The 16,403-nt window shown below is 51.3% G+C and carries 13 protein-coding genes; 9 read left to right on the top strand and 4 right to left on the bottom strand.

Going from position 1 to position 16,403, the window contains the following annotated elements; translation table 11 throughout:
• Positions 1-192: 192 nt before the first annotated feature.
• Genes MKX42_RS22030 through cydC form a run of 4 tightly spaced genes read left to right on the top strand, consistent with a single transcriptional unit; the run spans position 193 to position 6,049 of the window.
• The gene (locus MKX42_RS22030) at positions 193-1,560 is read left to right on the top strand and encodes a cytochrome ubiquinol oxidase subunit I (protein ID WP_209878019.1); all 1,368 of its coding nucleotides are present in this window, start codon (positions 193-195) and stop codon (positions 1,558-1,560) included.
• On the top strand, positions 1,557-2,570 hold the full coding sequence (locus MKX42_RS22025; protein ID WP_209878021.1) for a cytochrome d ubiquinol oxidase subunit II: 1,014 nt from the start codon (positions 1,557-1,559) through the stop codon (positions 2,568-2,570). The genes MKX42_RS22030 and MKX42_RS22025 overlap by 4 nt, the downstream gene beginning before the upstream one ends.
• Positions 2,571-4,331 carry a thiol reductant ABC exporter subunit CydD gene (gene cydD / locus MKX42_RS22020; RefSeq protein ID WP_340754614.1) on the top strand — a complete coding sequence of 587 codons (1,761 nt, stop codon included), beginning with the start codon at positions 2,571-2,573 and terminating at the stop codon, positions 4,329-4,331.
• Positions 4,328-6,049: a thiol reductant ABC exporter subunit CydC gene (cydC, locus tag MKX42_RS22015; protein ID WP_340754612.1), complete on the top strand. Its 1,722-nt coding sequence runs from the start codon at positions 4,328-4,330 to the stop codon at positions 6,047-6,049. Before cydD ends, cydC begins: the two co-directional genes overlap by 4 nt.
• Positions 6,050-6,111: 62 nt before the next feature.
• Here the strand turns inward: cydC and MKX42_RS22010 are convergent, their stop codons facing one another.
• The 3 genes from MKX42_RS22010 to MKX42_RS22000 all read right to left on the bottom strand — a co-directional run bounded on the left by MKX42_RS22010 (position 6,112) and on the right by MKX42_RS22000 (position 8,293).
• Positions 6,112-6,702 carry a hypothetical protein gene (locus tag MKX42_RS22010; protein WP_340754611.1) on the bottom strand — a complete coding sequence of 197 codons (591 nt, stop codon included), beginning with the start codon at positions 6,700-6,702 and terminating at the stop codon, positions 6,112-6,114.
• A gap of 18 nt (positions 6,703-6,720) precedes the next feature.
• The gene (locus MKX42_RS22005; protein WP_340754610.1) at positions 6,721-7,305 is read right to left on the bottom strand and encodes a TetR/AcrR family transcriptional regulator; all 585 of its coding nucleotides are present in this window, start codon (positions 7,303-7,305) and stop codon (positions 6,721-6,723) included.
• 103 nt (positions 7,306-7,408) lie between these two features.
• A complete protein-coding gene (locus MKX42_RS22000; protein WP_340754609.1) occupies positions 7,409-8,293 on the bottom strand; it encodes an AraC family transcriptional regulator in 885 nt (294 codons plus the stop codon).
• A 154-nt stretch (positions 8,294-8,447) separates the two neighbouring features.
• Here MKX42_RS22000 and MKX42_RS21995 point away from each other — a divergent pair, with 154 nt between their 5' ends.
• From MKX42_RS21995 to MKX42_RS21980, 4 genes are all read left to right on the top strand, one after another.
• The gene (locus MKX42_RS21995; RefSeq protein ID WP_340754608.1) at positions 8,448-11,159 is read left to right on the top strand and encodes a glycosyl hydrolase family 95 catalytic domain-containing protein; all 2,712 of its coding nucleotides are present in this window, start codon (positions 8,448-8,450) and stop codon (positions 11,157-11,159) included.
• A complete protein-coding gene (locus MKX42_RS21990) occupies positions 11,149-11,277 on the top strand; it encodes a hypothetical protein (protein ID WP_340754607.1) in 129 nt (42 codons plus the stop codon). The genes MKX42_RS21995 and MKX42_RS21990 overlap by 11 nt, the downstream gene beginning before the upstream one ends.
• Before the next feature lie 114 nt (positions 11,278-11,391).
• A complete protein-coding gene (locus tag MKX42_RS21985) occupies positions 11,392-11,880 on the top strand; it encodes an LURP-one-related/scramblase family protein (RefSeq protein ID WP_340754605.1) in 489 nt (162 codons plus the stop codon).
• Positions 11,881-12,049: 169 nt separating this feature from the next.
• A complete protein-coding gene (locus MKX42_RS21980; protein WP_340754603.1) occupies positions 12,050-13,582 on the top strand; it encodes a carboxylesterase/lipase family protein in 1,533 nt (510 codons plus the stop codon).
• Positions 13,583-13,720: 138 nt separating this feature from the next.
• On the opposite strand, the gene MKX42_RS21975 is transcribed toward MKX42_RS21980, so the two are convergent.
• Positions 13,721-14,485, bottom strand: a complete 765-nt coding sequence (locus MKX42_RS21975; protein ID WP_340754602.1) for a helix-turn-helix transcriptional regulator — start codon at positions 14,483-14,485, stop codon at positions 13,721-13,723.
• 169 nt (positions 14,486-14,654) lie between these two features.
• Between MKX42_RS21975 and MKX42_RS21970 the strand changes: the two genes are divergently transcribed.
• Positions 14,655-16,382, top strand: coding sequence for an extracellular solute-binding protein (locus MKX42_RS21970; RefSeq protein ID WP_340754600.1), 1,728 nt, complete (start codon positions 14,655-14,657; stop codon positions 16,380-16,382).
• Positions 16,383-16,403 lie beyond the last annotated feature (21 nt).

Here is a 16,403-nt window from a genome sequence, read left to right as displayed (position 1 = left end):
TCCCGTAGCATGTTATTCTCTATCAAACAATAGCCCGATAGAGTAGTTTCGGCTGTATTCACCAAGATGTAATAAAGAGTTGATGCTTTCATGAACGTTTGAAGGCAAAAAGGTGACCGGAGCCGATTTACTTAAAATTAAAGATATAATAATTCAAAATATCCACGATTTTTATAAGGAGGCACTAACGTAATGGGCATCGATACCGTGCTGTGGAGCAGACTGGTGACAGGCTTGACACTGGGGTTCCACGTTATTTTCGCAACAATTGGCGTTGGGGTTCCGCTGATGATCGCCATTGCTGAATTCATGGGCATACGCAAAAAAGACCCTCACTACACGCTGATGGCCAAGAGATGGGCCCGCGGGTTTGTCATTTCTGTGGCCGTGGGCGTGGTGACCGGTACGGCGATTTCGTTGCAGCTGGCCTTGATCTGGCCTAATTTCATGAAGCTGGCCGGTAACGTGATTGCGCTCCCGTTATTTATGGAAGTGTTTGCTTTCTTTTTTGAGGCGATCTTCCTGGGCATTTACCTCTACACCTGGGACCGGTTCAAGAAGCCGTATATCCACTGGCTTCTTACGATCCCGATTGTTGCCGGTGCCGGGATGTCCGCTGTTTTTATCACGACCGTAAACGGGTTCATGAATCAGCCTGAGGGCTTTGCTATGGCCGGAGGGCAATTCACAGCGGTGAATCCGGTGGAGGCGATGCTGAATACAGCGACGTTCTCCAAGGTGTTCCATGTCTTAAGCTCTGCCTATCTGACCGGAGCCGCACTGCTGGCGGGTATCGCCGCGTTTGCACTCCTCAGAAAGGGAGTCTCGGAATACCATAAAAAAGCGCTGAAGCTGATGATGGCTGTGGTGATGGTGTTTGGATTGCTGAACGCTCTGGCTGGAGATACGTCGGCGAAATTTTTGGCTGAGCATCAGCCGGAGAAGCTGGCTGCGGCGGAGTGGCATTTTGAAACGGAAAGCGGAGCCGATCTGATTCTGATGGGGTGGCTTAACGCCGAGCATGAGGTGCTGGGCGCACTGCACATTCCCAAATTTCTCAGCTTCCTCGCCTTTGGCGATTTCAATGCAGAGGTGACCGGTCTGAATGAATTCCCTGCGGATGAGCAGCCGCCGCTCCTGGTTCACTATTTATTCGATCTGATGGTCGGTGTCGGGTTTGCCCTATTAGGCATTTCATTCCTGTACTTCCTGTTTGTCTTCTGGAAAAAACGCAATGAGCATAACAAATGGCTGCTTCGCGCGATCGCGTTAGGCGCACCGCTTGCCTTTTTGGGAGTCGAGCTAGGCTGGTTCTACGCTGAGATCGGGCGGCAGCCCTGGATCTTAAGGGGATACATGCGTGTAGAAGAGGGGGCTACGACATCACCGAGCGTAAGGATCCTGTTTTTTGTATTCCTGTTGCTGTACATCCTGTTAGGCACGGTATGTGTGCTTGTGCTGCGGCGCATGTTCAAGGACAATCCGGCAGAAACCGAGATGGAGAAGTGGAATCAGCATCCCGGCGGCAAATCAACAGTAAAGGGTGAGCACGCAAAATGAGTTATGAGCTGGTTGGAATTTCAGTGCTCTGGCTGTTTTTATACGGCTATTTAATTGTGGCCTCTATTGATTTTGGAGCCGGGTTCTTTGCCTTTTATGCCCGGCTGACGAAGCAGGATCATCTGATTAACCGTTTGATCTCCCGCTACTTATCGCCGGTCTGGGAGATTACGAATGTCTTTTTCGTCTTTTTTTATATTGGACTTGTCGGCTTCTTCCCGGATACCGCTTATTATTACGGCTCGGCGCTACTTGTTCCGGGAAGCATTGCGCTTATCCTGATCGCGATCCGCGGTTCGTTCTATGCGTTCGAGAATTACGGCTCCAAGAATAACATCGTATATCTGTTCCTGTACGGCGCTTCGGGCCTGCTGATTCCCGCGTCCTTGTCAGTGGCACTTACCCTGTCGGAAGGCGGCTTTATCTTTAAGCGGGGAGAGACCGTGTCTCTGGATTACTGGGCATTGTTCACTAACCCGTTATCCTGGAGCATTGTAGGCTTGGCGATTGTATCTGTGTTGTTCATCAGCGCCTCCTTTTTGGCCTTTTATGCTTCCCGGGCAGAGGATCAACCCGCGCTGAAGCTTATGCGTACTTATGCGCTGTTCTGGAGCACGCCGACCATTGTTATCGCGCTGACGGCCTTTATTTATCTGGGCCAGCACAATGAGCGGCATTTTCAAAATATGATGGATTTATGGTGGCTGCTTGCGCTGTCTGTTGCTTTCTTCATGCTTGCCATGTGGCTGCTGTACAGCGGACGCCGTTACGGGTTGGCGTTCATAAGCATCATGCTGCAATTCCTATGCGCCTTCTTCGCTTACGGAATCGGGCAATATCCTTATATTCTGGACCCGTTCATTACGCTTGAGAACAGCATCACTTCACCGGCTATGGGTCTGGCGCTGGTCATTGTGTTCATCGGGGGTATGTGCTTGCTCATTCCTTCCCTGATTCTGGTGTTCAAGCTGTTCCTCTTTGACGCAGACTATGTGAAAGGAAAGAAATAAATGAAGAGCAAAACAAGTCTGATCGCTGAGCAAATGTCGGGGCAACGAAAACGGCTTGTTATGCTGACCCTCCTGTCGCTCATGCTCGGCATTGCGATTGTAAGTCAGGCCGGGCTGCTGGCGGAAGCGGTCCAGCGGGTGTTCGTGGAGAAGGCTTCCTTATCCTCGGTTGCTCTGCTGCTCGCTCTTCTGCTGTCAGTGATGGCGATCCGCACTTTGCTGTTATACGGAAATGGAAGAATAGGCTTGGCTATGGCAGCCGCCGCTAAGGCAAATATGCGTTCAGCCGTGCTGCAGAAGCTTACCCGTGCCTCCATGCCTTCAACGCTGCGGGGGCAGACAGGGGGGAAGGTCAGTGTGGCTCTGGATGCAGTGGACGAGGCGGACAGCTATTTCAGTCACTACATGCCGCGGATGGTGGAAGCAGCGATCATCCCGGTTCTGATTCTGGCGGTTACGTTTGTTTTACATGCGAATACCGGCTTCATTCTGCTGTTTACGGCACCGTTCATCCCGCTGTTTATGATTCTGGTGGGACTGCAAACGAAGAACAAATCCGAAGAGAAATATGCGCAGCTTGCAGAGTTCTCCGGTACGTTCCTGGATTCGCTTCAAGGGCTCGTGACGTTGAAAATATTTGGACAATCCCGCCGCCAGCAGCAGCAGATTGAGCGCAGCAGCCTGGGTTACCGTGACGCGACCATGGATATTTTGAAGGTTGCCTTTACGAATACTTTTATGCTGGAATCCATCGTCATGCTGAGCATCGGGATTGTTGCCCTTGAATTGGCTATTCAACTGCTCGTATTCAAATCGATGCCGTTCCACACGGCCTTTCTTGTGCTGCTGCTTGTTCCCGAGTTCTTTAACCTGCTCAAGAATACAGGAACCGCTTTTCACAGCGGGCGGACCAGTATGGGGGCGGTCCGTAAGGTGGAGCAGATGCTTGCGGAAATAGGCAGCGGCACCGGTGCACAGCCGGAAGGGGGCGGGCAGTCCTCAGCCAAGCTTTTCAAGATGCCGCCCTCCATTGCGCTGAATGAGGTGCATTTCCATTATGCACCCGGTTCATTTGAGCTTAAGGCCGGACCCGTCTCCATAGGACCGGGAGAGCATGTTGCGATTGTCGGGCACAGTGGCTCGGGCAAAACAACCTTGCTCCATCTCATTGCCGGACTGCTGAAGCCGGTATCCGGGACAGTGCTGGTGAATGGAAGCCCGCTGACAGAGTGGGAGGAAGACTCGTGGTTTGAGCAGGTCAGCTACATTACACAGCATCCTTATATTTTTGCCGGGACATTTGCTGAGAATATTGCCATCGGTGCCGGACGTAAGGTCTCCAGGGAAGAAATCAGGCAGGCCGCAGAGGAAGCGGGACTTGTAGCGCTTGTTGCCGGGCTAGAGCAGGGTTTGGACACTTACGTCGGGGAAGGCGGCAGGGGACTGTCGGGAGGGGAAAAGCAGCGGCTTGCTTTGGCGCGGGCATTCTTGAAACGTCCGGCTCTGATCTTGTTCGATGAGCCTACAGTAGGCCTCGACTTGCAGACCGAACAAATCCTGCAAAGCTCCATAACAGCGCTGGCCAAAAATGCCACGATGATTACAGTCGCACACCGGTTATATACGATCCGGCAAGCGGATCACATTTTGTTTATGGACCATGGAGTATTGACGGCGGCAGGACCTCACGAGGAGCTCCTTGAATGTGTGCCGCAATATGCCGAGATGGTTGATATGCAGCGAAAAGGAGGTTCAGCATGAACGAGCTGGCGATGTTGTCCAAGGCCATGATAGCAGAGCGTAAGGATATTCTCCTGTCGATTCTGGGAGGGTTTATTGCCGGCGCAGCCGGTGTGGCTCTCTTCTCCGCGAGCGGATATCTGATTTCACAGACGGTCTTCATGCCGCCGCTCTATACCCTGATCGTACTTACCGCGCTGGTCAAGCTGCTGGGTCTGCTCCGCGCGGCAAGCCGTTACGGGGAACGCCTGTATTCGCACAGAGCTACCTTTTCCATGCTTAGCCGTTTGCGCACAGGCTTTTTTGCCCGGCTGATCCCGTTAACGCCCGGTATATTGAATAAGAACCGCAGCGGAGATCTGCTTGCGCGGATTGTCGGGGATGTAGAGAGCCTGCAGAATTATTTTTTGCGTGTTGCTTATCCGCCGGTGATCGTCATCACGGTGTTTCTGGCAACCATGGTGTTCAGTGCTTCCTATTCATTCTGGATGGCCTGCTTGTTTGTAACAGGAATGCTGCTGACCGCATGGGTTGTACCGGGAATCGTACTGCTGGGCCAGCGGGCGATACACGGCCGCGTCCGTAAGCAGCGGGCGCTGCTGTCAACGGAAGTCACCGAGGTATTGTATGGCTACCGCGATCTGAAGGTGTACGGGCAATTGCCGCAGCGGGAGCAGCAGCTTCAGGCGGCTTCGGCAGCACTGACAGCAGAGCAGCAGCGTGCAGCAGGCCATCTGTTACGCGGACAGGCGATGCACACCTTTGTCACATTTTTTATCTCCTGGGGTGTACTGACGCTAGGGGCCTATCTAATTATGGAAGGTGCGCTGGCAGGCGTATTCTTAGCGATGCTTGTTATGGCCTCACAGACGGTGTTCGAAGAAGCAGCGGCCATGGCTACATTGCCTGTCTATAAGCAAGACAGCGAGCACGCGGCCAAAAGGCTGACTGAAACCGTAATGCCTGCCGGTGACTTACCTGTGCAGCCGGGCCGCACCCTGCCGGCAGGATATGCTGTCTCGGTGGAGCTGTCCGGCGTTACGTTCCAATATGAAGAGGAGTGGCGGCCCGCGCTGACAGAGGTGTCGCTGCAGCTCACGGCAGGCTCCAGAACGGCAGTGGTCGGACCGAGCGGGTCCGGCAAATCAACCCTAGTTGATCTGCTGCTCAAACTGCGCACGCCTGTATCCGGGGACATACGTTTAAACGGTGTTTCGGTACAAGAGTTGGATGAGACAGGCATTTGGGAAGCCTCTAATGTCGTATTGCAGCAAAGTCATTTTTTCCGCGGAACGGTTCGAGACAATCTGTTGCTGAATGGAGAAGAACAGTCTGACGAAGCATTGTTAGAAGCTCTCGCGAAGGCCCAACTGCCGGATGTGGCATTAACCGATGTTGTATTCGAAAAAGGAGAGAACCTGTCCGACGGCGAGAAGCAGCGTCTGGCTCTGGCGCGGGTTATGCTCCGCAAAGGGCGGTTATGGCTGCTGGATGAACCGACCTCTTCGCTGGATTATGTAACGGAAGAGCGCGTGTTAACCCATCTCTACGAACAGTCCGCCGGAGATACTTTACTGCTCATTTGCCACCGGCTTACCGGACTGGAAGGTATGGACAGGATTATCGTCATGGAGCAAGGCAGGGTCATCGAAACAGGTTCATATGCGGAGCTAATGGAGCAAAAGGGCTACTTGTACCGTATGAAGCAGATTGAGCTGCAGATGATTGGAGAGCAATAGTGAATTCTCATTCACATTTACACGACAGCATGTAATTTGATGCTGTCGTGTTTTAAGTTTAGTTAAAATGATTTTGAATTTAAGTAATCGTAAAGTGGCTGTGGATTCCAGATTTGAGCTTCGATGTATTCAATATAAGGGCCCATACCTTCCCAAAGTGAAGTTCTGCCTTTATTCTCTGGTACACCGTAAATATCCTCTAACATCTCTAAGTCGGAGAGAGTAAAGATTTTCCCATGATACTGTGATTGGTAATGAGCAGATTCCTTATCTGCTCCCAGCCAATAGGTAACCATGCTATCGGGATAAGTGAAGCTGATATCCTGGTGCGAAAAAACACTGAGAGGAACACGAACTCTGCTTAATTCAAGGGCAGACAAGTTATCTTCCATCCATTGAGAGTAGCCCAGCACTGCGTAGAGTGGATAATTTTCTTGGGGATTTCCCCCTTGTGCTATGAATTCACTCATTACCCAATGTTCAGCTTGCCGTCTATTATACAAATATTGGGCAGGTTCCTTGAATCTATCGGCTACCGGGTTATCTACATATAAAGACTCCATAACTTGAATTGCATCAGAATCACTTAATGCAGATAGGCTGCGGAACGGTGTATCACCCTGTCTATAATAATGAGTCAGAAATGTAATCATGATTCTCCTCTTCAGTAATTATTTTTTAGAAAGTACACTACATTTCAATATAGAATACATTTCTTCAAGCATGACTATCGCGTCGTCAATGGTTAGTTCCTGCGAGTCCATGTGGATCATAACTCCAATTCCGAGCCAATATGCCGAAAGCTTCTTAAACATTTCCCTGGCTTTTGTTTTGCTCATCCTACATAGCTCAGGATCTAACTGGAGGAATGCCTGATATATCTCTTCTGTGAGCAGATCATCATTATTCCTGGTGTAGTCACTGCTGTACTCAGATAAAAATAACAATCGGAACAGATGCTTCTCAGCTTGAGCAAAAAATAAACAACCTACTGCCAAGTTCATTGCTGGTTCATTCTTCTCATTGTTGTATTTTTTGATCTCATTTAATGCGAAATCAACAGCACGTTTGTATATGTCTTCCTTGACCTCTTCCATATTCTTGTACAACCGATAGACAGGTTGAGTAGAACATTTTAGCTTTACCGCGATATTTCTGGCTGTCAGCACTTCAAATCCGGCTTGGCGGGTTAGTTCGAATGCTGCAAGGGAGATATCTTCTCGAGTAACTTCTGCTTTTGGCGGTATTTTTCTCAACTCCTTCAACAAAAAAATAAAAATAACAATTGTTATGTAACATATGTTATTATCGCTTCAACAAATTGTCAATACCTATAATCCTTGCTTATTCATACTATGTTTAGATTTGAGCAGAACGTAATAACCGGTACCTGCCCGCAGGCATTCCATACTGTATCTTAAAAGCTGAGCAAAATTGCTCAAGCGACGAGTAACCGACCGTTTCTGCGATATGGCTGATGGTCATGGCGGTCATGGTCAGGTAATGAGCCGCTGCATTTAACCGGGCCATAGTACGTTTCTGAGTAAACGTCATGCCGTAAAATTGTCTGATCGTTCTTTCCGTCTGTCTAACACTTAAGCCTAAGGTGTCCGCCAGCCCTTGTACGGTAATGAAGCGGTATTGATACAGAAAGCTGTGTTCGATGGCAGCCAGCCGGGTGTCGTCCAGTGTCTGCAGGGGGGCCTGTGGGACAGAGACATCCGGCTGGTCACCCCTGTAGTTCCGGATCAGCTTGAGGATAATCTGTTCGAGAAGGGTGCCTACATACCGGTGATAGCCGATGAATCTGCGGGTAGTCTCGAAGGATAGCTGCTCAAACAACGGCATCAGGTTTTGTGTATCCTGGCCGATCCAGAATGCTGTCTGTACGAATGCTCCAGTGATGCTATCAAGCTTCTGATCCCGGGCCGGCTTATGTTCCAGCAGCTCGAAGCAGATACAGTACTCCGACATGGGGTCTGAAGGATTCGTAATCTGCTCATGGACGACATCAGGTCCTGTCATGAACAAGGTGCCGGGGGTGACCGGATAACTGTGGCCGTTCGCGATCAGCGTACCTTGCCCTTCCGGGACATAATGCAGTTCATAGCTTCGTTTGCTGTGGATATGCTCGGGAAAAGAACGGTGAAACGTGCCGAACAGTATATAGGGCACATTCAGTGTTAGTCCTCCGACAGTAATCCTCAGGTTCATATTCTCCAGGTGAATCGGCGGTAAATTCATGGGTTATCCGCTCCTCATTCAAGGCTGTGCCCCCATTATAACAGATCTGCGAAATTGCGACATGCGAAGCAGGAATCTGTCGTTTCTGTGAATGCCGCTTGAAGCCAGGTCTTCTTTATAATAGAGGCAAATGAGGGGGAGGGAGAATTATCGCATGAAGAATGATTTGCAATCTATACGCCTGTACGAACAAGGGAATTATGCCAGCACCTATACGGAGATCCCAGCGTCCAATCCCGGCCGGGCATGGCGGGACGGAATGGTCAGCGGAAACGGGGAGAACGGATATGTCACATCGGGAGCGCCGTATGAGGACAGCTTTATTTATCAATATATGTGGTTCAACTATCCGTCTGGCGATCCGCGAGTGATTCCGGAAGAATTGACCGGACAGCTGGCCGAGGCCAGGAGAAATGTCTTCCAGCTTAATGATCAATGGAAGATTACATTTGCGGACGGGACTACCAGGGCAAGAACCTTTCTCTACAGCTTTCATCCGGGGCACCAGCTCCGGTTAAGCGCCATGAATAAGGGAACCGTGTCCGGTTATGAAAGATGGACCAACTATGAGACAGCGGAAACCGGCGTGCGCTACTCCGATGAAGGCGGCGAGTGGATCCGAACCTCTTTTACGTCCAGGGAAGACAATGTATCGGTTACGAAGATCTCGCAATCGTCGGCCGGTACCAAGATCAACATGATCATTTCGATTGATGACATTTCGGGGATGTACAAAGCGCAGGATGGGGCGACCGAGGTGACAGCACTCCAATACAAGAAGCTGGTTGATCCGAATGCGGACTATATCGCACAGGTGGCCCATTACCCTTCCTACCCGGGAAGCGAGCTGGCCGATGGGGGATACGCCGGCTTGACCCGGGTTGTGGTCATTAATGGAACACGCAGGAGAGTGCTGCTTGCAGACACGAATGAACTGATGAATGTCGGAGCAGACCAGAATCCGGCGATTCAAGTGACCGGTGCGGAAGCCGTGTACTTAATTACGCAGTCGGACCGGACCTTTAATTTGGGTAAGATTGGTGATTTTGCAGACCAGACGAGCTATGCTATCGTTGATGGTCTGTTGCAGAATACGAATGCTGTTGCGGTAAAATATCAGGACGCTTCGGGCATCTTCGATTACAATACAGCCCTTGCGCCTCATGCCCGGAAGCACGCCGCAGAATTTAACGCCGTACGTTTCTCTCTTGCAGGCGATGAAGGCGACAAGTCCGCAGACAATGTAACGTTGATCAACACGCAGAAGGCGTCCCGAACGAGAATCCATCATGCTTTCTTGGAGCAGGTATACAACCAGGGGAGATATGCCTTGATCTGCTGCAGCGGCTCAAGCGCACCACGCTTATATGGAATGTGGACCGGGGAGTGGAATCCTGGCTGGCGGGGGATTTATACGCTGGATGCCAATGTGAATCTGCAGGTGGCTGCCATGAATACTGGTCATTTAACTCAAGCGCCGCTCGGGTATATTACATTTTTCCTCCGGAATACTCCCGACTTTGAAGCTAATGCGCGGATGGCATACGGGATGCACGATGCAATTCAGGTCTCCGTTAACTCTGACGGGGACCGGGCAATGCATGTCGAATATGACAATGATTATCCGTTTGAATACTGGAATGCCGGGGCAAGCTGGTGCCTTGTGCCCATTTATGAATATTGGCAATGCTACGGGAATCAGCAGATACCCCTTCATGATAAGATGCGGATTCATGAGCTTCAGCCCATTCTGAGTGTACAAGATGGAGGCATGAGTGATGAGGAGTTCACCCAGCTGCTGGACAAAGGTTATCTGGATCTTGCAGCAGATGTCCTGCTCCCCTTGCTTACCAGGCAGGCCAACTTTTGGGAGCAGATCTGCACACCGGAATATTACACGGATATTAACGGGAAGGCCTGTTATCAGCAGGGAAAAGCGCAGTTGAATCCGGGAGAGAAATACATGATTATTCCTGCATATTCTCCGGAAAACCATCCTATCGGGTATAACAGCACCATTACGGCGAATGCCACGATGGATATATCAGCTGCACGGGATGGTCTCTCTATGGTTATTGCAATGGAAAGGGAAGTCAAACGCGAGGGTTATGAAGCAGCTATCGCTAAGTGGATGGCATTACTTGAGCTGCTGCCGGATTATAAATATGACTACGATGGTGCTTTGCGCGAATGGGCAATGAATGAATACACAGAAAATAACAACCATCGTCATTTGAGCCATCTGTATCCGGCATGGCCTGCTTATGAGACACAAACCGATCCTGCGCTGACACGGGCAACGAAGATAGCGATTGATAATAGAGACCGGTTGAATACCGGCGATGATACAGCAGGGCACGGCTGGATGCATAAGGCACTGGTGCAAGCCAGGTTGAAAAATGGTGACGGAGTACTCGCATCACTTCTGCCAATGATGAGCGATGCGGCTTATTACAGCTCCTTAATGACAGATCATGATACTAACAGAAGATGCAACTGTTATTGTACGGATACCTTATTCGGTACCGTGGGAGCTGTTAATGAAGCGCTGTTATTCTCAAATACAGGCGAAATAGAGGTCCTGCCAGCGTTGCCCTCCGATTGGCTGACGGGTTCCATACATGGGCTTATGGCAAGAACCTGGGCTGAAGTCAAGACATTAACCTGGAATCTTCCTGCAAAATCGGTGCATCTGGTACTGCGTTCCCACAGGAATGACAATGTCATCCGGTTAAGCGCGGGACTTCCTTGGACGGAGGCCCGGATCAACGGGGAGAGGGCGGATGTGGTGCAGGACTCACGGGGGAAATATATTCTATTCACTCTAAGTGAAGGAACAGAGGTTACAGTGACGTTTGAATGGTAAGAGAGACGGGCCGATTCCAGAGGATGCAGATATTCTCGGCGCCGTCCAGCTCACGGCCGAAGCCGATCAGGTCTTTCCGGTGAATTTGGCGGATATGCATTATATGATGTGCCATTAAATTGCTGCGATTTAGTTAAAAAAGGCACATGCACCTTAGCCAAAATAGGGTTAAGCTAGAGTTATATCTCCGTTTGCGGGTAAGAAATATAAAGAAGATTGGAGGGGACACACCATGAAACAACTCTACATCAAGCAAAAGGTATTCAGCATAGGCGAGAAGTTCACGGTGAAGAATGAGCAGGAGCAGGATGTGTATTACGTGGAGGGCAGCTTCATGCGGATTCCCAAGACCTTCTCGGTTATGAATGCCGGCGGAAGGGAAGTTGCGCAGATTACGAAGAAGGTGTTCAGCTTCCTGCCCAAGTTCTTCGTGGAAGTGGATGGCCGTGAGGTATTGACGATTAAGAAGGAGCTGTCGTTCTTCAAGGCGCGCTATTCGATAGATTCGGCGGATATTGAGGTATACGGGAACTGGTGGGACATGGATTTCCAGGTTTTGCAGCGCGGGGCCGTCGTCGGAGAAGTGAGTAAGAAGTGGTTCACCTGGGGCGACAGCTACAGTGTGCAAGTGCTGAGTGAGGAGCTGGAGGCGATCATCATCGCGATTGTAGTTGCCATTGACTGTGTGAAGAGTGATGAAGCCTCGGCTTCTAATCAGTAGTTATTAACAATTATTTCAATTAGACCCTCTCCACCCGGAGGGGGTTATTGGCGTGTACCGGTATGTTAGGATATATCAATTATGATCCTGCTTAGATCATTGTTTTGGGGCAGGGGCTCTATTAGAATTTGGGGGTAAGCAATTATGTGGATGTAAAGGAGACGGTAATATGCTTAGAGTGGTCAATGTGGAGAACGGTACGGTAAAAGGCTTGCCCGCAGCCGATCCGCGGATTACGAGCTTCAAGGGAATACCGTTTGCTGCTCCGCCTGTAGGCGAGAACCGCTGGCGGGCACCGCAGCCTGCTGAAGACTGGGAAGGTGTGCTGCAAGCCCACGAGTTCGCACCGGTCTCCATGCAGGTCAGACAGGAGCTGGATGATAACAATATCTATACCCGTGAATGGGCGGTGGAGCCTGATATTGCGATGAGTGAGGATTGCCTGTACCTGAACGTATGGACCCCGGCCAAGCAGGCGGACGAGAAGCTTCCCGTCTATGTATGGTATTTCGGCGGCGGGCTGCAGGTGGGTCATCCGGCAGAGATGGAATTCGACGGCGAACGGATTGCCCGCAGAGGAATTGTAGTTGTGACGATTAACTACCGGCTGAATATCTTCGGCTTCCTCTGCCATCCTGAGATTACGGCGGAATCGCCGGAGTCGCCCGCTAACTTCGGCAACCTTGACCAACAGGCGGCAACCCGCTGGGTGAAGCGCAATATTGCAGCGTTTGGCGGCGACCCGGATAACATTACTATCGGCGGACAGTCAGCGGGCGGCGGCAGTGTCATGAGCCAGCTTACCTCTCCGCAGAATGAAGGACTGTTTCAACGGGCGATTGTTGAAAGCGGTATCTTCACGAAGCTGTATCCGGGAACCCTGCTGCCGCCGCTCCGGGGTACGCTGCAGGAGGCGGAGAAGGACGGCATCGAGTTCTTCAAGTATCTGGGTGTATCCACTCTTGCGGAAGCGCGGAAGCTGGATGCAGCCTATCTGCGGGACAAGGCAGTGGCGCTTGGCGGCTTCTGGGGGACTGTTGCCGACCAGAAGTTCCAAGTGGGGAATCCGTTCGATCTGTTCGTGCAAAATAGACGCTTGAAGGTGCCGGTTATGCTCGGCCATACCTCCTCCGAGTTCTTCAGCACTCCGAATGTGCAGTCTTACGAGGAGCTCAAGCAGCTTGCGGCAGACATGTTCGGGGAGGATGAGGAGACCTTCCTGAGGCTTAGCGGCGCACGCCCGGATGCCGTTCAGGAAGCGGCGGAGCGGTCAGCGGTCAGCGGGATCGAATACGCCATCCGTATCGCCGGGCAGGCGAATGCGGATACCGGAAGCGAAACGCCGCTCTATTACTATAACTTCGATGCCGAGATTCCGGGATGGGATAACCCGGGCACCTTCCACTCGGTGGATCTGTGGTTCTTCTTCGAGACGCTGGCTAAGTGCTGGCGGCCGTTTGTCGGCAAGCATTACGATCTGGCCCGCCAGATGTGCAATTACACCGCACACTTCATCTGCACTGGTGACCCGAACGGCAAGGATTCCACAGGCGAAGAATTGCCGCGCTGGGAGCCGTACACCCCGGAAGCACCTTACGGGATGCTGTTCGCAGACAAGGCTGAGTTCTCCAGAGAACAGCCGGGCGAGATTATGAATTTTCTGGTGCAGCAGTATTTCAAGAAGGCTGGCAGCCCGGTCTGAGCTGAGAAGCGCAGGAAGCGCGCGGTAAAAAGTTTAAGTTATAAATCAAGAAATCTGCAGAAGGGCAGCAGCCGGAAGTCCAGAACTTCTCTGGAGTCACGGCAATCCTAAAACATAAAAATCATTAGTTAAATATATCTAACCTCTGGCCTGTCTCTGGTAATTTCGCGGTGTATACCCGGTCACCTGCTTGAATTGCCGGCAGAAATGCTCCACATTCGGATAGCCGCACCGTGCTGCGATATCGGCGATGCTCTCGGAGCTGTGGACGAGGTATTCCTTGGCCATGCGGACGCGGCTGTTAATGACATCCTCCATGCAGGAGAGTCCGAAGTTTTTTTTGTAGATACTCTGGAGATAGCCTGGACTGATCTCAAGCACACCGGCCATTCTGGCCACGGTCCAGTATTCTCCGGGGTTCGTCTGAATGAGCGTGCGCAGCTTCAGCAGCTTATAGTATTGCGGGGTAATATTGTCCTGGAAATAGGATTCCCACAGCTTGTTGAACAGCGCGCGCAGGAGCAGATCGATGGAGGAGGCTTTGCAGTCCCCGCCCATATGGTGCTCGCTGACGAGCAGTTCAAGCAGCTTTTGACAATAGTCAGGGTCGCTAAGCGCAAAAGGGATACCTAGGGGAAGCGGCGATTCCGTGACATAAGGCTCATTGGATTCAAAGCGAATCCAGTCATTAATGAACTGGCCGCCGCATGCCTGATAATACACTTTCTGCTGCGGCTGGTAGAGAACTACGCTGTGGGCAGGGTATTGCTGGAGTCCGCCATGCACCCAGAATAGCGCCGGAGTCTTGGTAATGACCAGGAGCCAGTGCGCACCAGCGGGAACATCTACAACGAAGTTAGAGGCGTGTATCGTATTGCACTCGACATAGTGAATAAGGGCCATTTCCGTACTCCTTCCGGCAACCATGCTTAATTATAGCATGGTTTTTTTCTGTTTTTGTCAATGCCGGATAAGTGAAGTAAAGATGTGAGCGTTGTCAATAAATAGGCGCCTCCCCCATAATGAAAGCGTAACCAAATAAAGACCACAATAATTGAACTGGGGGTTGACTATGAACACAGGTACAAGAAAAGGTCAGAGCTTACTGAAGAGTACTTCCATCCTGTTGTTGTCTGCACTGCTGTTATCCGCATGCTCGGGTAAGCTGGAATCCGGTAACGAAGGAAAGGAAGCGGCAGCCGGTAATGATCCGAAGCCAAGTGCAGCTGTAGATGAGAGTCCGCTCGGCAAATACGATCCTCCGATTGAGTTGTCGTTCGTCAGAGATCTTAGCGATGTGGTAGAGAATAACGTGCTTGGCGTATTGAAGGACGAGACGATTGATAACAACCGCTGGACCAAGTTGTATGAGGATCAGCTCGGCATCAAGATCAAATATAACTGGATTGTAAAGGGGAGCCAGACCTCGGATCAATACTTGCAGAAAATTAATGTCACCCTGGCCTCCGGGGATCTGCCGGATGTAACACCGGTCAACGCCACCCAGCTTAAGCAATTGGCCGATTCGGACCAGCTTGAGGATATGACGGCGTTATATGAAAAGTATGCTTCCCCGTTCACCAAGAAGGTGCTGTCGGGAGAAGGAACGAGTGTGTTCGATGCCGCGACCTTCGATGGCAAGCTGATGGCTATTCCGAGCCTGGAATCCTCGATTGAACGGTCGATGTACATCTGGATTCGTACCGACTGGCTGGAGAAGCTAGGTATGCAGCCGCCGAAGACGATGGCGGATGTCCTGGCGATCTCTGAAGCGTTCGCCGGTAAGGACCCCGACGGCAACGGCAAAAAAGACACCTATGGCCTCGGTATTACCAAGGATCTGTGGGGCGGAGCCATGGGACTGGAAGGTTTCATGGCCGGATACAATGCGTACCCGAACATCTGGGTGGATGACGGCAGCGGCAAGCTGGTCTACGGCAGCATTCAGCCGGAGGTGAAGAAAGCGCTTCAGGTGCTGCAGGATATGGCGAAGAAGGGACAGCTGGATCAGGAGTTCGGCGTGAAGGACGGCGGTAAGGTGTCCGAGCTGATCTCAGCCGGCAAGATCGGGATGGAGTACGGCGAGCAATGGAATTCCATCTGGCCGCTGCAGCTTAACCGTGACAATGACCCCAAAGCCCAGTGGCAGGCCTTCCCGATTGTCTCGGAATCGGGCGACACGCCGAAGGTGCCGCTCAAATTCAGCACAACCCGCTTCTTCGCAGTCAAGAAGGGTGCCGCCCACCCGGAAGCGGTGATCAAATTATTCAATCTGCATGTGGAGAAGAACTGGGGTGAGACGGCTGAATTCGATAAATACTATGCACCGCCGGAAGCGGAAAGTGTCTGGCAGCTGTCTCCGGTTACGCCGTATCCGGTCACGAAGAACGTAGACGCGTTCCGTGAGATTGATGCCGCCCGCAAGGCCGGTGATTTCTCTACACTGAAGGGCGAAGCCAAGACGATCCAGGAGAAGCTGGAGTCCTTCGCATCAGGTTCAACGGAGGGCTTCTCCCTATGGGGCTGGGAACGGATCTATGGAGAACAAGGCTCCATGGGAATAGCCGACCAGTATATCAAGAATGACCAGTTCCTGCAGGAGAAATTCGTCGGCGCTCCGACTCCGACCATGGTTGAGCGCAAGACAACGCTTGAGAAGCAGCAGAATGAAATGTTTGTCAAAATCATTCTGGGTGATCCTATCGATAAGTTCGACCAGTTCGTGAAGGATTGGAAGAAGCTGGGCGGCGATCAAATTACGCAAGAGGTCAACGAATGGTACGCAGCGACTAAGAAATAAGGCGCCCCTGGAGGAAGAAAA

It is taken from the genome of Paenibacillus sp. FSL R7-0204 (genome assembly GCF_038002225.1).
Classification (GTDB): Bacteria; Bacillota; Bacilli; order Paenibacillales; family Paenibacillaceae; genus Paenibacillus_AQ.
Note: the sequence above shows the minus strand (reverse complement) of the source record. Positions and strands in the feature narration are given on the sequence as shown.